Raw genomic sequence first — 17,515 nt, 5'->3', positions numbered from 1 at the left:
AAGCTCTATTTTTCAATTAAAAAAAATCCAAAACAAAATCACCCCAAACTCATCCCACCATCCATAATAACATCAGCTCCAGTCATAAACACCGCGGCATCACTACTTAGATAGGAAACCATTTGACCCACATCTTCTGCCCTTCCCATTTGTTTTAAAGGCACTTTTTCTACTACAACATCCATAATGCCTTTCACGGTGGTTTCGTCCAGACCTACTTTGTTCATGACTTCGGTTTGGGTTGGTCCTGGACTAACCGAATTAACACGAATCTTTCTGGGCGCTAATTCTAAAGCCGCCGATCTCATAAACGAATTCAAAGCCGTTTTACTCGCTGAATAAACCGAAGATCCTGGACCCGGCATACTCGCAGTATTCGAAGAAAGAAAAACCACCGAAGCACCGTCGTTCAGAATTGGGATAAATTTGCTTAAAGTGAAAAAAGCGCCTTTTAAGTTCACATTCATAATGCTGTCGTACAATTCTTCTGTGGTTTGTTCGATGGTTCCTAAACCCGCGATTCCCGCATTGATAAACAAAATATCAACCGAACCGAAATCGGCTTTTACCTTTTCTGCCAGTTTTTCGATATCCGAAATATTCGATTGGTCTGCTGTGATGGCGGTAACGCCTAGTTCTAAAGCGGCTTTTTCTATAGCTTCTTTTCTTCTTCCTGTAATAATTATGTTTGCGCCTTGCTCTTTTAATTGTTTGGCTGTTGCGTAACCTATTCCGCTGTTTCCGCCTGTGATGACGGCTGTTTTATTTTTTAGATTTTCCATCTTTCTGATTATTTAAAATTTATTTGGCAAATTTAAATTCAAATTGGTATAACTTTGTAACCAGTATCATGGAGTATACCAAACTAATTTGATTCTTCAATGGAAAAAATTATAGCCACGACTCGACCGAAGGGACAGACGAAGTAATTCACGAATTTATTTTTTATAATCTATGTCGAAAAATGTGATTAATTACACTAATTATTGATATTCAATCAATATAATTCGTAGGGAAAACTTTGAAAAAAAATTCGTGCATTCGTGGCGGAAAAACTTTGAAAAAAATTGAATACTATGGAAAGAAATCAGAAAGAAGAAGTACAGGCGCTTCAGGACACGCTGCATGTTTTAGGCGGAAAATGGCGTTTACCGATCATCAATTCAATCTGCAACGGAAATCATCGTTTCAGGGAAATCGAACGCAGTATTCCGGGAATTACGACTAGAATGCTTTCGCGAGAACTCAAAGAAATGGAATTGAATATGCTTATAAAAAGAACTGAAGATCGCGATGCCGAAATTCAGGTGAAATACGAGTCTACGCCGTATTGCAAATCTTTTGGTCCTGTAATCGAAGAAATGATCAAATGGGGAAAATCGCATCGAAAGGAGATTATTCGAAACTCTTAAAATATTCTCCCGCAGATTTTGCAGATTATACAAATCAAAAAAATCTGCTTTATCAGCTGAATCTGCGAGAGAAAAATAGAGAGACGCAAACAATTATTTTAAACACATAGAAACATAGATGCAGATTGTGTATAAAGGCGTTTCACTTACATTAATTCACATAGTTACTATGTGTTAGAAACTAGTTTCATTTTTTATTCTTTTTACGGATCAAAAAAAATCTATCCCGATAGTTATCGGGGCTATCTGTTTAAAATTATTCGACAAGAAAGTCAAAGTTTAAGCATTAAGGGAATAATCACATCGCTCGGAAATTATTAGAAATTTCTAAAAAAAAGTCAATCCAAAACTCCATCCTATCCAACCCAAAATATCTTTGCTGTTATTTTTAATTATAGTATAATTCTTAGTACGATCCTGAACAAATGTAGAAGTGTTTGCATTACCGTATTTATCTTGTTTCTCAGACCAATAAAAATTCAAAGAAGGGCCTGCAGATATTGCTACGCCTTTACACAATTGAAAAGAAAAAGAGGAATCAAATTTAGATAAGGAATTATAGATATCCCAGTTTCCTAGATAGAGATACTGCGTGCTAAATTCGGGATTAAAAGTGAAGCGTTTCCCCAACGGAATGTTTTTTCCTAATCCGATTCCAAAAGAAAATAACTTTTCTTCTTCTTTTCGATCGCTTCTTCCCGCCATTAAAATGGTATACATTTTATGATCTCCTGTTTTTACAGCAAGATTTATATCTGAGATTTCGTTACTCGTAATGCTGATTTTTTTATAACCGCCTTTTTTAAAGTTTAAGAGACCAAAACTATAACCAGATGGCGAATCTGTAATGTTGACTAATCCAAATTGGACTCCATTTAATTCTTTGGCATAATTAAAAAGTCCAGTAATTTGAGCGCCTCGCACGGTATCTTTTCCAATATTGTAAATTCCCGAAAGCTGTAATCCGTTTTGAGAACCTTTTACTGTATTACCAATTCCTGCAATTTGAAGTCCTTTAGAATCTTTATAAACGTTGTTATAAATACCGCCCATTTGCAAACCTATTTGCGAGCCTTTCACACTATTATGAATACCGCTTATCTGCAAGCCTCTTAAATTGCCAAAAACATTATTATAGATTCCAGCTAACTGAATTCCGTTTACAGATCCTCCAACAGTATTAAATATTCCGGCTATTTGAAGCGCATCGACATTCATACGGTTAATATTGTAAAGTCCAGCCATTTCTAATCCGCGAACTCCAGCATTATAACCTCCTAATATATTTAGCGAAAAATTATTGACAATCTGCGTATTCAGCATTCCTCGCGTGCTGATACTCGGAACTAAAGAAGCCTGTACGGGGACTTTAGAAATAAATCCGCCCAGATTGAGCGCTTGTATTCTTTGTTTGGAAGAAATAAAGAAACGTCCAATTCCTGATCTTTCAATTGCAGAAAAATCACCATCAATATAATCTGTTTTATTCTTTTTGTCTCCCATCTGAATTTTAATTTCAGAAAGAAACACCATCGTCACCGTTTTATAATTCTCCTTAACGGCTGTCAGTTCTATAGCTTGAGGCGCATTTTTTAATCGAAGTTCAAAAAAACCATCCTTATTGGTCAATGTAGACAGCAGTGCATTTTTCTCTAATACACTCACATTCTCAATACGATTGTTCGTTTTTGTATCTATAATATAACCAATTACAATTTGCTGTCCGTCACTCATAACGGTATTTTTTTCCAATACAAGAGCCAATTCTAACGGAGCATAACGCACAATAATGTATCCTGGCGATTCTTTATATTCATATTTAGCACCTAACAACTGATCTAAAGCTCCTTTTATGGTACTATTATCGGCATGGATGCTAACGATGCTATCTTTTACAGCCAGTTTGCCATAATAAGCAAATCTAAAACTTCCTTTTTCTTCCATTAACCCCAAAACACTGCCTAATGGTTTCTTGTCTGCATGAACAGATATTTCGTTTTCTAATATGGACTGAGCATTTACCTTAAAAAAGATACCCGAAATAAGCATCAATAAAATAACTGTCAAAACAAGCTTTATGTTACTTGGCATATAAAAGGGATATAATAATTTGATGTATTAAATCTTGGATCCAATGATTACATTTTCAAAATTACCTGAATTCCTATATTTTCAATACCCTTTCTTATATTTTTTTTATATAATTGGCATCACCAGTATTACAACGATTTAGTTGAAAAACAACGGTAATAAGCGTAATTTTCACACATAAAAAGTATCACAATAAAGACCAAAAGTGAACGATTTTACCCCTTATTTTTCAGCATTTTTCTCTAACTTAGCGGTCTACATTTTGAAATGTAAGATTAAAATAACCATTGTTTTTTGGCAAAACATTGAATGAAAAAGAATTACCATACTTTCTCTTACTTTTTGCTGCAAAAACATTCTTCTAATAATTTAGTTAATTGAAAACTATGAGCAAATTTGATTTTGGAATTGTAGGACTCGGCGTAATGGGTCGTAACCTACTTTTAAATATCGCCAGCCATAACTTTGCGGCTGCAGGTTTAGACTTAGACACCGAAAAAGTCAATTCTCTTCAACAAGAAGCCGATGCCAATCACACTATTGAAGCAACGACAGATGTAAAACATTTTGTGGAGCTTATTCAGCAGCCAAGAGCAATTATGTTATTGGTTCCTGCTGGAAAACCAGTTGACAGCGCCATTGCAAGTTTATTGCCTCACTTAGATAAAGGAGACATCATTATTGACGGCGGAAACACTTATTTTACTGATACTGACAGAAGATTTATTGAATTGTCTGAAAAGGGAATCCACTTCTTTGGAATGGGAATTTCGGGTGGTGAAAAAGGCGCACGTTTCGGTCCTGCTATGATGCCTGGTGGAGATCAGAAAGCTTATGAAAGATTACGTCCTATTTTTGAAGCAATTGCGGCAAAAGTAGATGGCGAACCTTGCGTAGAATATTTAGGAAACGGTTCTGCTGGAAACTATGTAAAAATGGTCCATAACGGAATTGAATACGGAATCATGCAATTAATCTCTGAGATTTATGACTTAATGAAAAGAGGTTATAATCTAGATGATGCAACGATTCAGAAAACTTTTGAAGAATGGAACCAGACTGATGATTTGAGATCGTATCTGATTGAAATCACAGGAAAAATCTTAAAACAAGAAGATACAGACGGAGGTCTTTTAATTAATAAAATTTCGGATTGGGCAAGATCTAAAGGAACAGGGAAATGGACTTCGCAAAATGCAATGGACTTGCAAGTTCCAGTTCCGACAATCGACGCAGCGGTTAACATGCGCGATATGTCTAAAACCAAACCAGAAAGAATTGAAGCTGCTAAAAAGTTAGTTTGGAACGCTGATGAAGCAAATGTTTCTCAAAACGAGGCAATTGCATCTTTAAAATCGGCTTTGTTCTTTTCTATCGTAGTAACTTACGCTCAAGGTTTAGCTCAGCTTCACACGGCTTCTAAAGAATATAATTACGGATTAAACTTAGAAACAGTTGCTAAAATCTGGCGTGGCGGATGTATTATTCGTGCGACTATTTTAGAAGATTTCAGAAAAGCATATGTCGCAAAATCAGACTTGCCAAACTTGCTTTTAGATTCTGAAATTGCTTCAAAACTAACCGAAAATCAAGCAGGAATGCGTTCTGTAATTCAGTTTGCAGTTCAAAAAGGATTGCCAGTTTCAGGATTAATGAATTCGTTATCGTATTTCGATGCTTACAGATCTGCAAATCTGCCAACAAACCTAATTCAGGCACAACGCGATTTCTTTGGAGCACACACTTACGAACGTATCGACAAAGAAGGCGTTTTCCATACCCAATGGACTGAATAAGACAACTAAAAAAACAACACAACTAAACCACACAATGACTAAAAATAAACTAAAGAATCCAACCATCATTGTTATTTTTGGAGGAACTGGGGATCTAGCAAAAAGAAAGCTCTTCCCCGCTTTTCAAAATCTGTACCTTGACGGACGCATGTCTGAAAAGTTTCAGATTATTGCTCTTGGAAGAGCTGAGAAAACCAATGAAGATTTTCGCGCTTATGTAGCAGAAAATCTAAATCTATTCTCAAGAAGAAAAGGCATTAATGATCCAGAAACAGAAAAGTTTCTTTCGCACATCACTTATCACAGTCTTGATATTGACAAGGAAGAATCGTATATCGGATTAAACGAGAAAATCAACAATTTTGATCTCGCTTTTGGCGAACGTTCAAACCGTCTTTTCTATCTTTCTATAACACCTTCTTTTATCTCGACCATTTCGAGCAATATCAAGAAAATTGGCCTTGCGGCGAATGCCAAACAGGATCGTATTATTATTGAAAAACCTTTTGGTTACGATAAAGCTTCTGCAATCGAGTTGAATGAAATGCTTTCGCAGACTTTCAAAGAAGAGCAGATTTATAGAATTGACCATTATTTAGGAAAAGAAACGGTTCAGAATATTTTGGCTTTCCGTTTTGGAAATTCAATGTTTGAGCCTTTATGGAGCCGTAATTTTATTGATTTCGTGCAGATTACCGTTGCAGAAGAAGTCGGCGTTGAAGAACGCGGCGGGTTCTATGAAGGTGTTGGTGCATTGAAAGACATGATTCAGAATCATTTGTTTCAGATTTTATGTATGACAGCTATGGAAGCGCCTGCTTCTTTGGCAGCAGACGACATTAGAAATCGTAAAGCAGATGTCTTGAAATCAATCCGCAGAATTAAACCGGAAGAAGTTGACCATTACATTGTAAGAGGTCAATACGACGCTGGAGAAATTAACGGAAAACCAGTTCCAGGTTACCGTCAGGATAAAGGAATTGCTCCAGATTCTAATACAGAAACGTATGTGGCAATGAAAATTTATCTGGACAACTGGAGATGGCAAGGAATTCCGTTCTATTTGCGTTCAGGAAAAAGAATGGAAGAAAAACAGTCTTCGATCATCATTCAGTTTAAACCAGTCCCGCATTCTTCATTTTCTTACGGAAAAGAAGGTATGACTCCTAACCGACTGATTATTAATATTCAGCCGTCTATGGACATCAAATTACAGTTTATGACTAAAAAACCAGGTTTGTCTATGTCTTTACGACCTGCTGAAATGGTTTTTGATTATTTTGAATGTTCTACGATGTCTCCAGAAGCTTACGAAACTTTGTTAGCCGATGCTTTGGCAGGAGATCCTACTCTATTTATGCGTTGGGATCAGGTGGAAGAAGCTTGGGATGCGATTGAAACGATTCAGCAAGTTTGGAAAACAACTGCTCCAACCAATTTCCCAAATTACAAAGCAGGAAGCTGGGGTCCAGAAGAAGCCGACGAATTATTGGCACGTCAAGGACACAAATGGATTCCGAATACACAAAACATTAAAAAAGAAGAAGAAATTCTAGATGGTACAGATATACAATAACACCGACGAAATTAATACTAAAGCAGCAGATCTTTTTGTAGAATCGGCTCAGAAGGCAATTGCTGCAAAAGACCAATTTACAGCTGTTCTTACAGGAGGTTCTTCTCCTGCTGGAATCTATAAATTATTGGCTTCTGATGCTTACAAAAATAAAATAGACTGGAGCAAAGTGTATATTTTTTGGGGTGACGAAAGATGGGTTCCGTTAAATGATGATTTGAGTAATGCTAAAATGTCTTATTCAACTTTATTAAGCCACGTTCCTATTCCGCAAGAAAACATTTTTGAAATGTACAAAGATGGTGTTACACCTGAGGCTTATGCAGCTAAATACGAAAAGTCTATCAGAACTCTTTTAGGTGAAGAAGGAAAATTTGATCTGATTCTTTTGGGCATGGGAGACGACGGACACACAGCTTCTCTTTTTCCAGGTGAAGCAGTTCTAGAAGAACAAACTAAATGGGTTGATGCTTATTATTTGGCTCCACAAAAAATGTATCGTATCACGCTTACAGCTCCATTAATCAATAAAGCAGAAAAAATTGTGGTTGTCGCTTTTGGAGAAAAGAAAGTTCACGCTTTGAAAGAAGTAACAACTGGCGAATACAATCCGACTTTATACCCAATGCAATTAATCAAACCCGTTTCGGGCGAATTATTGTTTTTGGTGGATAAAGTTGCTGCAGGAACAAACTAAGAAATTATTTATTTCCATATAATTTAAGGTCTATGCTGAAAAGTGTAGACCTTATTTTTTTGATTTTTTTTCTCTCGCAGATCTGGCAGATTTGGCAGATATTCTAATTAAAAAAATCTACTAAATCTGCAAAATCTGCGGGAGAACTTTTATGCTCAAAACAATTCAAAAGCCGACCACAAAACACTGAAAAACAAATATTTAAAAAACCTACTTCTTTTTTATTTAATTTTGTTTAATACTCTCCGTATCAAACTATTATACTATAAGCATCTTTTTTTATTCTTCTCGAGCTTTTACACTGATTATATAATTTCAAAACCATTTTGCAATGAAATATAATTACTTCCTAATTGCGGTTTTTCTTCTTTTTGTTTGCTGTAAAGAAAAAAACACAGAACCCAAATCAGTTAAAGTCAGTGCTTCGCAAGGGTGCTATATTCCGAAAACGAACGATAAAGATTGGTACACCCAAAACAAAAAAGCACCAAAATTTAAAGGTCTTGATGGTGTAAATTTTAAAATTACAACCCATAATCCCGAAGCACAGGAATACTTCAATCAAGGAATGATGCTGGCTTACGGATTCAATCATGCCGAAGCAGCAAGATCATTTTATGAAGCTTCACGTTTAGATCCGAATTGTGCTATGGCGTATTGGGGTTTTGCGTATGTTTTAGGTCCGAATTATAATGCGGGAATGGAAGAAGATAATTTTCAGCGTGCTTATGATGCGGCTCAAAAAGCTAAAAAACTTTCTGCCAAGTGTTCTCCGAAAGAAATTGCTATGATTGATGCATTATTAGTGCGTTATGCTAAAAATCCTCCCGCAGACAGAAAACCGCTTGACATTGCGTATTCCGAAGCGATGAAAAAAGTATACGCTCAGTTTCCTTCAGATCCAGATATTGGCGCGCTTTACGCGGAATCGCAGATGAATCTTCATCCGTGGGATTTGTATGAAAAAGGTACTGGAGTACCTAAAAAATGGACTCCCGAAATACTAGCTGTTCTAAACGAATTAATTAAAAAAAATCCGAAACATCCAGGCGCACATCATTTTTTGGTTCATGCTGTAGAAGCTTCTGCTCATCCAGAAAACGGACTCAAAAGTGCTAAATTACTAGAAACTTTAGTTCCTGGTTCGGGACATTTAGTTCACATGCCATCTCATATTTACATTCGTACGGGAGATTATCATGAGGGCACACTTTCTAACATTGAAGCGGTTAAAATTGATAGTTTGTATACAACTGCCTGCCATGCACAAGGCGCTTATCCTCTAGCCTATTATCCGCACAATTATCATTTTTTGGTAGCTACAGCGGCTTTAGAAGGAAATTCAAAATTAGCTTGGGAATCGGCACAAATATTACAGCAGCATATGTCTCCTAAAATCATGCGTGAGGCTGGCTGGGGAACATTACAGCATTATTATAGCATTCCGTATTATATCGCTGTAAAATTCTCGATGTGGGATAAAATCGTGGAGATTCCACAACCTGAAAAAGATCTCGTATATCCAAATGCAATTTGGCATTATGCCAGAGGAATGGCATATCTCGGAAAAAATGACATTGCCAATGCCGAAAAACAGCTTGCTTCTCTAAACCAATTAGCCAAAGATAAAACCTTAAAAGAGGTTACAATTTGGAATATCAATACGACTTATGATCTTGTTCAGATTGCTGCTAATGTGCTTTCAGCAGGTGTTGAGGCCAAAAAGAATAATTTGGATAAAGCCATTGTTCTTTTAAACAAAGCAATAGAAATTGAAGATCAGTTAAATTACAACGAACCGCCAGACTGGTTTTTCTCCGTTAGACATTATTTAGGCACTATTTTACTGAAAGCTGGAAAATACGCCGAAGCTGAAAAAGTATACAAACAAGATTTACAAACACTCCCGAAAAACGGCTTTGCCCTAATCGGACTTTACAACTCTTTAACACTACAGAAAAAAGAAAAAGAGGCTTTAAAAATTAAAACCTCTTTTAATGATGCTTGGCAGTATGCTGATTTTGAGATTAAGGGTTCTTCTAGTATTTTGGAGTGATTTTAGTTTTTAAGATGACATCTTAAAAAGTCGGAGACTTTTATCACGTTTAAAAATTCTAAGACCAAAAAAAATGCGCAAAGTCAGAGACATTTGCGCAGCTTTTTAATTTAAGTTTGAAACTCTTTTCAGATCAGCGAGGGGCTAAATCATTTTTTATCATAATTTATTATAAAACTATTTTCTATCAATTCTTTTATAGTAACTTCAAGTCGTCTATCTATAAGACTGTCCTTTAAAACTTCTTCCCATTTTTTGTTAGCAATAAACGTGGAATCATATATAAATATATATAATTTTTCATTTATCCCCATTGCATCTTCAATACATATTGGTCTTCCACCACCTGTAAAACGAATTTCTCCAATCTCTACATTTCCGTTACCAGCAAATGCAGCTACAGGCTTAAAATATGGATCCGAACGAAAGTCTCCTGACGGCATAAATGAATCAAATCCTCTATAGATATACAAGATCTTATCTGTATTGTTTTTAATTTTAATACTGTAATGACAATCACTTCTATCTTTTGGCTCTTGACAAGCACTTATCAGACTAAATGCAATCAATAATAATATTATCTTTTTCATATTATTTATAATTATTCTCCCAGCTCTCCGAAGTCTTCCCCACTAGTGCTGCACAAATGTCTCCGACTTTGCGCCATCCTAAATACTTCTTAAAAATCCAGATAGCGCGGATTTGCAATCCGTGCCCGTTACAATTATCAAATCTTATTTGTCCTAACAATTTTTATTTTTTTCTATCACTTTGTAGATATGCTTTAGGGATACGGGTTGCAAATCTTCTTTATAGGGAAATCATTATAAATAATTCACACAATTATTCAGCAAAAACTACTGGAATCTTATTTGATTCAATTGCGCCTGTAAATACCTTATAGTCTTTTTTTTTGAGAGACTCTATTATTTTTTTAACATAGCTCATATCTACAAACATTTCAGACAGTTTATACTTTAGTGATGCATAATATTTTTCCTTTCGGTCTACTAAAAAATAAGTAGTTTGTTGGTTACTGATATTTCTCTTTACTTTAAATTGTAACTTGAAATACAGTTTTTCCCTTGATTTTATTTCTACCAAAGTAAAACTCTGATTATTATTTAAATCAACATTACTTGCCTTTTCTGATATATCGGAAATTTTAAGAACCTCATTATTTTTTTTATCCTCTAAAACAAAATAGGGATTCAAAAAATAGTCGTTGTCATATTTTGCATCCGCTAAGAAAAGTGTATCAACCAAAATATAATAATTTTCTTTCGTGTGATTCTTTATAACAAAGTCGACATTTTGATTTTCAACAATTTTCTTGCTTAAAATTTTAATTGTTAAATCTTTGTTTTTTTGTGCATTTAAAATGAGTACATAAAACAAACAAAAGAAGGTAATTTTACTTTTCATAATTATATTATTCAGCATCAAAACTATCAATAATGAACCATTCCCCGCGCTATCAGACACAAAAGTTATTTGCAGATTTATAGATCTTTATAACTAAGCCTTTTAGAAAATGCTACGTCATTTTCACTAACTATAGAAACTTCCAGTTCATTATTACTTTTGATTAATTCTACAGCCTTTTTTTCAGCGCTCTCTAAGTCAAAAAACGACAATCTAGGAATATTTCCCTGCCCATCAAAATCATTAAATCTAGTTTTACAGTCTAACTCTAAAATAATTCCTGTGCGATATTCGCAAATCATTATAAAATACATATTTTCAATTTTATTTATCGCTAAGCCTTTGGACTTTTTCTCCTAAAACCTTATTGATAGAGCTTCTTCCTGCATATTGGAGTGATTTTTAATCACTATACTCTACAGTAAAATCAGATTTTCTTAATTCATTCAAACTAAAATCAAACCTTTTAGCAATAAGATAATCCCTTGTAATCTCTTCCCATTTTTTATTTCCTAATGCAACAGAATCGTAAACAAATAAATATATTTTTTCTTCATTCTGATATAAATCCTCAATGCACATTGGCTTTCCATTTCTTTGAAAATAGGCAGTTCCTATTTCTACATTATCATTACCTGCTTTCGCTTTTACAAGAGTATTGGTCGCATAAGGTCTAGGATCGCTATAATTATATAAAATTGTGTCTGATGATGTTTCGATATATAAAACTCTATCAGAGTTATTTTTAAATTTAATTTTGTAATGACAATTCATTGTGTCTTTTGGAGTACACGAAATAACTAACAATACTAAAAGCAATAAAAATCTTCCCTTTCTCATCTTAATTATTTATTATCAAGAGAAATAACTTCTATATTCACCTCTTGGCCATCTTTTAATTTTTCCTTGGTAAATGCTTCAGAAAATTCTGCAGAGCCATAAATATTGGGTCCGCGAAGCAAAAAATTATATCCTTCTGTTCCATCAAGCATAATTTTAACTGAACCAGTAGAATCTGTTGTGTATTCTGCCACTTTCTTAAAGGTCTTTTTTATAAAACCAAATCCTTCTGTTCTTACTTCGATTGTATCAAAAGTTTTAAGTCTTGGCAATTTCGTTTTACTATCAATTGAATGTACTGTGATAGTAATTGAGTCGCTCTTTTTATTACAATTAAAGAATAGCAAAATAAATATAAAAACACATATCAATTTTATTGCTCCAAGAACACTTGATTTCATAAGACACTTTTAAAATATTCAATTAAAAGTAATTTAATATCCAATGCAAAGACAACTTTCTGGAACAAAAAATGTACAACTTTCCAATTAAAGGCTGAATTTTTCCAATTCCAATCAATACTATCTCATAAAAAGAAAGGCACTAAAAAACCAACCCTCTAAAAACCACCCCCAATTATTATCAAATTTTTAAATCTCATAGTTTTTAGAAAATTTTAAGAACCCTTACTTTTCAAATTACTATATTTGGCGCACCTTAAAGAATAATTAATCCCACTTTCTAAGAAACAAAATTGTAATTCCTGCTGTAGTTGTATGAAACCCACTAAGTTCATATATATCGTTTTACTTTCGTTGCTTTGTTTTTTCAGAGGCACCGAAACGTATTCGCCGATTTATACTTTCAGCAGCTGTATTACCTTAGATAGCGTTGCGGCAGACGACACGCAGATTTTTTCTTCTGACTTTTCTTCTTCTAAAAATTTAGAAGTTCATTATAAGCTCAAAAAGAAAATGAAATGCAGAGCGACTACTTTGGAACAAAGTACGATCAAAGCTCCGTATCTCAGCAATTTGGTTAATTTTAAGCTTTATAAAGAAAGCTTAATCTATGGTATAGCTTCAATATACCATATCGAGAGGCATCCCCATCTTCATTTGTACCAACTTTTCTAGGCTGCAAAATTTCGTCGTTTTTATATTCTAGTATTCTGGAACAATACCTCATTTACGTATGTGATTGAGCTGATATTGCTATAAAAACAATTCTCTAAAACGGTACTTTTTTAAATAAGAAGCATCCGTAAGCCTTATTATTTTCAAAATCCAAATTCAGACTCCCCATATTTCAGTATCAAGGGAGCACATCTATTTATTCAAAAATTTAAACCTAATGATGAGCATTTATAAAAATCCATTCCTTTTATGCACCTTGGCTTTATTCGTTTTAGTCTCGTGCGGAGATAAAGCAAAAAAAGATTCAAACAACATAAAAACAGTTCCTATTTATAAGGTAACTCTTAAAGACACTATAGTTTCGAGCAAATTTGTTGCCGATGTACATGCTAAAAACAATGTAGAAATTCACGTGCGTATTCCAGGTCTATTAGACAAAGTTTACGTTAGCGAAGGACAAAAAGTAAAAAAAGGGCAAATCCTTTTTAAAATAAGCGATGTTGAACTTCAGATTCAACTTCTAAAAGCCGAAGCGGTTTACAAAAGCGCAAAAGCCGATTTAAGAATTGCAACGGTGGAATTGGAACAGGCGCAAACTCTTTTCAATAAAAAAGTAATTGCAGACAAAGAATTGGAATTATCTAAAGCAAAAAATGATGCCGCTTCCGCAAAATTGGCTCACGCAGCTGCAGAAAGAAAAGCAATCAACCAACAGATTAGCTTTACCACTATCCGCGCGCCATTTGACGGAACAATTGACCGTATTCCGTTCAAAGAAGGAAGCTTGGTAGAAAACGGTTCGTTATTGACCACGGTTTCTCAATTAGATGATGTTTATGCGTATTTCTCAATTCCAGAGAATACGTATTTCCAAATGATGGAAGACAAAACCTTAAACACTCAGGGCGATATCAAATTGGTATTGCCAAACGGACAAGTTTACGATCAAAAAGGAGAATTAAGAACTGCTGACGGAGAAATCGACAGACAAACTGGTTCTATTCAATACAAAGCAAAATTTCATAATCCGCAAGGATTTATCAAACACGGAACTTCTGGCAAACTCATTATTTCAGAGCCAAAAACCAATGCAATTTTAATTCCGCAGAAAGCTGTTTTTTCTATTCAGGACAAACAGTACGTTTTCCGCGTGAACAAAGATGGAGTAGTTAAAATGACAAATGTTACAATCGAAACCACTCTAGATGATGTGTACATCTTAAACGAAGGTCTAAAAAGCGATGACCTAATCGTGCAAGAAGGCACACAATCATTGAGAGACGGCGATAAAATCAACATGAAACAAATGTAGATTATCGATCTGTAAAACAGTTATTTAATTATTTATCTAAAACATTTAAAATGATAGAGTTATTTATCAGGAGGAAAATATTGTCATTAATCATCTCGGTTATGATAGTCCTTCTGGGATTGCTGGCATTATTTCAGCTCCCTATTACCCAATTCCCAGACATTGTACCACCGTCTGTAACCGTTACAGCAAAATATACAGGAGCAAACGCAGAGGTTTCGGCCAATGCCGTCGCCCTTCCGTTAGAAAGAGCCATAAATGGTGTGCCTGGAATGACCTATATGTCAACAGTAACTTCCAACGATGGTTTGACTTTAATTCAGGTTTTCTTTGAAGTAGGAACCGATCCCGATCTGGCTGCCGTAAACGTGCAGAACAGGGTTACCACGATTCTGGATGAGCTCCCAGAAGAGGTAATTCGCGCCGGAGTTACAACCGAAAAAGAGGTGAACAGTATGTTGATGTACTTGAATATTACTAGTACCGACAAAACTCAAGATGAACAGTTTATCTTCAACTTTACCGATATTAATATCCTTCAGGAATTAAAACGTATTGATGGTGTCGGACGTGCCGAAATCATGGGTCAGAAAGAATATTCAATGCGTGTTTGGCTAGATCCAGAAAAGATGCTTTCGTACAATATATCGGCAAATGAGGTTATTAATTCCCTTCAAAAACAAAACATTTCTGCTGCACCTGGTAAAGTTGGTGAAGGTTCGGGACAAATGAACAATCAGCTGCAATATGTAATTAAGTATGGTGGAAAATTCTTCGAACCAAAACAATATGAGGAAATTCCGTTAAGAGCGAATCCAGATGGAACTATTTTAAGATTAAAAGACATTTCGAAAATCGAATTTGGTGCGATGAGTTACGGAATGGTTTCTAAAACCGATGGAAAACCTTCTGCATCAATCATGCTAAAACAACGTCCAGGTTCGAATGCTTCTGAAGTTATTGCTAGCGTAAAAGAAAAAATGACCGAATTAAAAGGTTCTTCTTTTCCTCCTGGAATGGAATTTAATATTGCCTACGACGTTTCCCGTTTCCTTGACGCTTCGATTCATGAAGTATTGAGAACACTGGTTGAAGCCTTTATTTTAGTAGCGTTCGTTGTTTTCCTTTTCCTTCAAGATTGGAGATCGACTTTGATTCCAGTATTGGCAGTTCCTGTAGCACTTATTGGTTCGTTTACCTTTATGTCGATGATGGGATTCTCGATTAACTTATTGACACTTTTCGCTTTAGTACTTTCCATCGGAATTGTGGTCGATAATGCGATTGTCGTAGTCGAAGCCGTTCACGTAAAAATCTCCGAAGAACATATGTCGCCAATGGAAGCTACCATTAGCGCCATGAAAGAAATTACAGGTGCCGTTATTGCAATTACAATTGTAATGGCCGCGGTATTTATTCCCGTTGCTTTCTTAAGCGGTCCTGTCGGGGTTTTCTACAGGCAGTTCTCATTGACAATGGCAATTAGTATCGTGATTTCGGGTATTAACGCCCTTACCCTTACTCCTGCCCTTTGTGCTATTATGCTTAAAGCGCACGATCCAAACAAAGAGAAAAAATCGCTTTTAGACCGTTTCTTCCATAGATTCAATCATTGGTTTGATAATATTACGTCAAAATACATCAAAGTATTAGTAAAATTTGCTGATCGTAATACCGTTACTGTTGGTTTATTGGTGCTGTTTTGCGTATTAACTTGGGGAACAACAAAATTCTTAGCCTCAGGATTTATCCCAACTGAAGATCAGGGAATGGTTTACGTAAGTGTTACAACACCACAAGGAGCAACCGTAGAACGTACCGAAAAAGCTTTGGATGAAGTGACTAAAATTGCTCAAGGAATTAAAGGTGTAGACAACGTAACGACTCTTGCAGGATACAGTATTGTAACTGAAATCGCTGGAGCTTCGTACGGTATGGGAATGATCAACTTAAAAGACTGGAGTGAACGTGATATTTCGGTAACCGAATTCATGGCGGAACTTACAGAAAAAACCAAAAACATTACTGATGCGCAAATCGAGATTTTTGCACCGCCAACCGTTCCTGGTTTTGGTAACACGAGTGGTTTTGAGCTTCGTTTGCTGGATAAATCTGGAGGAAGCATTACCAATACCGATAAAGTGACCAAAGAATTTATAAAAGAACTAAATGCTTCGCCAGAAATTCAGAACTCTTTCTCAAGTTTTGATGCCACTTTCCCGCAGTATTTAATTCATATTGATTACGATTTGGCGGCCAAAAAAGGAATTTCGGTTGATAATGCCATGAGCACTTTGCAAACCATGTTAGGTTCATTTTATGCAACCAATTTTATCCGTTTCTCTCAAATGTATAAAGTAATGGTTCAGGCAAGTCCGCAATTCCGTCAAAACCCAGAAAGCATTCTGGATATGTATTTGAAGAATGATGCAGGCGAAATGGTTCCGTTTTCTACTTTCATCAAATTAGAAAGAGTTTACGGTCCTGAGGTTTTAACGCGTTACAACATGTACATGTCGGCTATGATTAACGGTGAACCAGCCGAAGGTTATAGCTCTGGAGATGCTATTGCTGCTGTAGAAAAAATTGCGGCTGAAAAACTGCCAAGCCGTTTCGAATTGGAATGGTCTGGTATGACACGTGAAGAGATTCTTTCTGGTAACCAAACCATATACATTTTTGCGCTTTGTATACTTTTTGTATACTTATTGCTTGCCGCTCAATACGAAAGTTTATTGCTTCCGTTTCCAGTATTATTAAGTCTACCGGTTGGAGTTTTTGGTTCTTACATTGCGCTTGTAATGGTTGGACTCGATAATAACATTTACGCTCAAGTAGCACTCGTCATGCTGATTGGTCTGCTCGCCAAGAACGCCATTCTGATTGTAGAGTTTGCTATGGCACAAAATAAACTCGGACGCGATATTGTCGAAGCGGCAATTGAAGGAGCAAGACTTCGTTTCCGTCCTATTTTGATGACCTCTTTTGCTTTTATTTCAGGATTGATTCCGTTGTGTATCGCTTCTGGTGCGGGTGCAATTGGTAACCGTTCGATCGGTACGGCAGCTGCAGGTGGAATGTTAATCGGAACTGTGTTTGGTCTTTTAATCATTCCTGGACTTTACATACTGTTTGCAAAATTGGAAAAACGAATGAGTAAATCTTAATGTGTAATTTTTTAAACACATAGAATCATAGGATTTGGAAAGCGTTTAAAGGCGTTTCACTTAACTT

Annotated in this window: 14 protein-coding genes; 7 read left to right on the top strand and 7 right to left on the bottom strand. The window is 35.6% G+C overall.

The features are described from left to right. Positions 1–38: 38 nt before the first annotated feature. Positions 39–782 carry an SDR family oxidoreductase gene (locus PQ463_RS04190; RefSeq protein WP_274256446.1) on the bottom strand — a complete coding sequence of 248 codons (744 nt, stop codon included), beginning with the start codon at positions 780–782 and terminating at the stop codon, positions 39–41. Positions 783–1,076: 294 nt separating this feature from the next. On the opposite strand from PQ463_RS04190, the gene PQ463_RS04185 reads away from it, so the two are divergent. Next, positions 1,077–1,412 (top strand): winged helix-turn-helix transcriptional regulator, encoded by a 336-nt coding sequence (locus PQ463_RS04185; RefSeq protein WP_177209806.1) that lies wholly within the window; start codon positions 1,077–1,079, stop codon positions 1,410–1,412. A 327-nt stretch (positions 1,413–1,739) separates the two neighbouring features. Here the strand turns inward: PQ463_RS04185 and PQ463_RS04180 are convergent, their stop codons facing one another. Next, a complete protein-coding gene (locus PQ463_RS04180; protein ID WP_274256445.1) occupies positions 1,740–3,503 on the bottom strand; it encodes a peptidase associated/transthyretin-like domain-containing protein in 1,764 nt (587 codons plus the stop codon). 386 nt (positions 3,504–3,889) lie between these two features. Between PQ463_RS04180 and gnd the strand changes: the two genes are divergently transcribed. The 4 genes from gnd to PQ463_RS04160 all read left to right on the top strand — a co-directional run bounded on the left by gnd (position 3,890) and on the right by PQ463_RS04160 (position 9,628). After that, positions 3,890–5,299, top strand: a complete 1,410-nt coding sequence (gene gnd / locus PQ463_RS04175) for an NADP-dependent phosphogluconate dehydrogenase (protein WP_274256444.1) — start codon at positions 3,890–3,892, stop codon at positions 5,297–5,299. 34 nt (positions 5,300–5,333) lie between these two features. After that, the gene (zwf, locus tag PQ463_RS04170) at positions 5,334–6,875 is read left to right on the top strand and encodes a glucose-6-phosphate dehydrogenase (RefSeq protein ID WP_274256443.1); all 1,542 of its coding nucleotides are present in this window, start codon (positions 5,334–5,336) and stop codon (positions 6,873–6,875) included. Next, on the top strand, positions 6,856–7,572 hold the full coding sequence (gene pgl / locus PQ463_RS04165) for a 6-phosphogluconolactonase (protein WP_274256442.1): 717 nt from the start codon (positions 6,856–6,858) through the stop codon (positions 7,570–7,572). Before zwf ends, pgl begins: the two co-directional genes overlap by 20 nt. 331 nt (positions 7,573–7,903) lie before the next feature. Beyond that, the gene (locus PQ463_RS04160; RefSeq protein WP_274256441.1) at positions 7,904–9,628 is read left to right on the top strand and encodes a tetratricopeptide repeat protein; all 1,725 of its coding nucleotides are present in this window, start codon (positions 7,904–7,906) and stop codon (positions 9,626–9,628) included. Positions 9,629–9,777: 149 nt separating this feature from the next. On the opposite strand, the gene PQ463_RS04155 is transcribed toward PQ463_RS04160, so the two are convergent. The 5 genes from PQ463_RS04155 to PQ463_RS04135 form a co-directional block, all read right to left on the bottom strand. After that, positions 9,778–10,218 (bottom strand): hypothetical protein, encoded by a 441-nt coding sequence (locus PQ463_RS04155; protein ID WP_274256440.1) that lies wholly within the window; start codon positions 10,216–10,218, stop codon positions 9,778–9,780. Positions 10,219–10,471: 253 nt separating this feature from the next. Further along, a complete protein-coding gene (locus PQ463_RS04150) occupies positions 10,472–11,053 on the bottom strand; it encodes a hypothetical protein (RefSeq protein WP_274256438.1) in 582 nt (193 codons plus the stop codon). 77 nt (positions 11,054–11,130) lie between these two features. After that, positions 11,131–11,367 (bottom strand): hypothetical protein, encoded by a 237-nt coding sequence (locus PQ463_RS04145; protein WP_274256437.1) that lies wholly within the window; start codon positions 11,365–11,367, stop codon positions 11,131–11,133. A gap of 88 nt (positions 11,368–11,455) precedes the next feature. Next, on the bottom strand, positions 11,456–11,893 hold the full coding sequence (locus PQ463_RS04140; RefSeq protein ID WP_274256436.1) for a hypothetical protein: 438 nt from the start codon (positions 11,891–11,893) through the stop codon (positions 11,456–11,458). 5 nt (positions 11,894–11,898) lie between these two features. Continuing rightward, positions 11,899–12,294, bottom strand: coding sequence for a hypothetical protein (locus tag PQ463_RS04135; protein ID WP_274256435.1), 396 nt, complete (start codon positions 12,292–12,294; stop codon positions 11,899–11,901). 892 nt (positions 12,295–13,186) lie between these two features. On the opposite strand from PQ463_RS04135, the gene PQ463_RS04130 reads away from it, so the two are divergent. Both PQ463_RS04130 and PQ463_RS04125 read left to right on the top strand, forming a co-directional pair. Further along, positions 13,187–14,281 (top strand): efflux RND transporter periplasmic adaptor subunit, encoded by a 1,095-nt coding sequence (locus PQ463_RS04130; RefSeq protein ID WP_274256434.1) that lies wholly within the window; start codon positions 13,187–13,189, stop codon positions 14,279–14,281. Between the two features lie 50 nt (positions 14,282–14,331). Then, complete coding sequence (locus tag PQ463_RS04125; RefSeq protein WP_274256433.1) at positions 14,332–17,448, top strand: efflux RND transporter permease subunit; 3,117 nt, start codon at positions 14,332–14,334, stop codon at positions 17,446–17,448. Positions 17,449–17,515 lie beyond the last annotated feature (67 nt).

It is taken from the genome of Flavobacterium sp. KACC 22763 (assembly GCF_028736155.1).
GTDB lineage: Bacteria > Bacteroidota > Bacteroidia > Flavobacteriales > Flavobacteriaceae > Flavobacterium.
The sequence above is the reverse complement of the archived record's forward strand: the minus strand, read 5'-3'. Positions and strand labels throughout refer to the sequence as shown.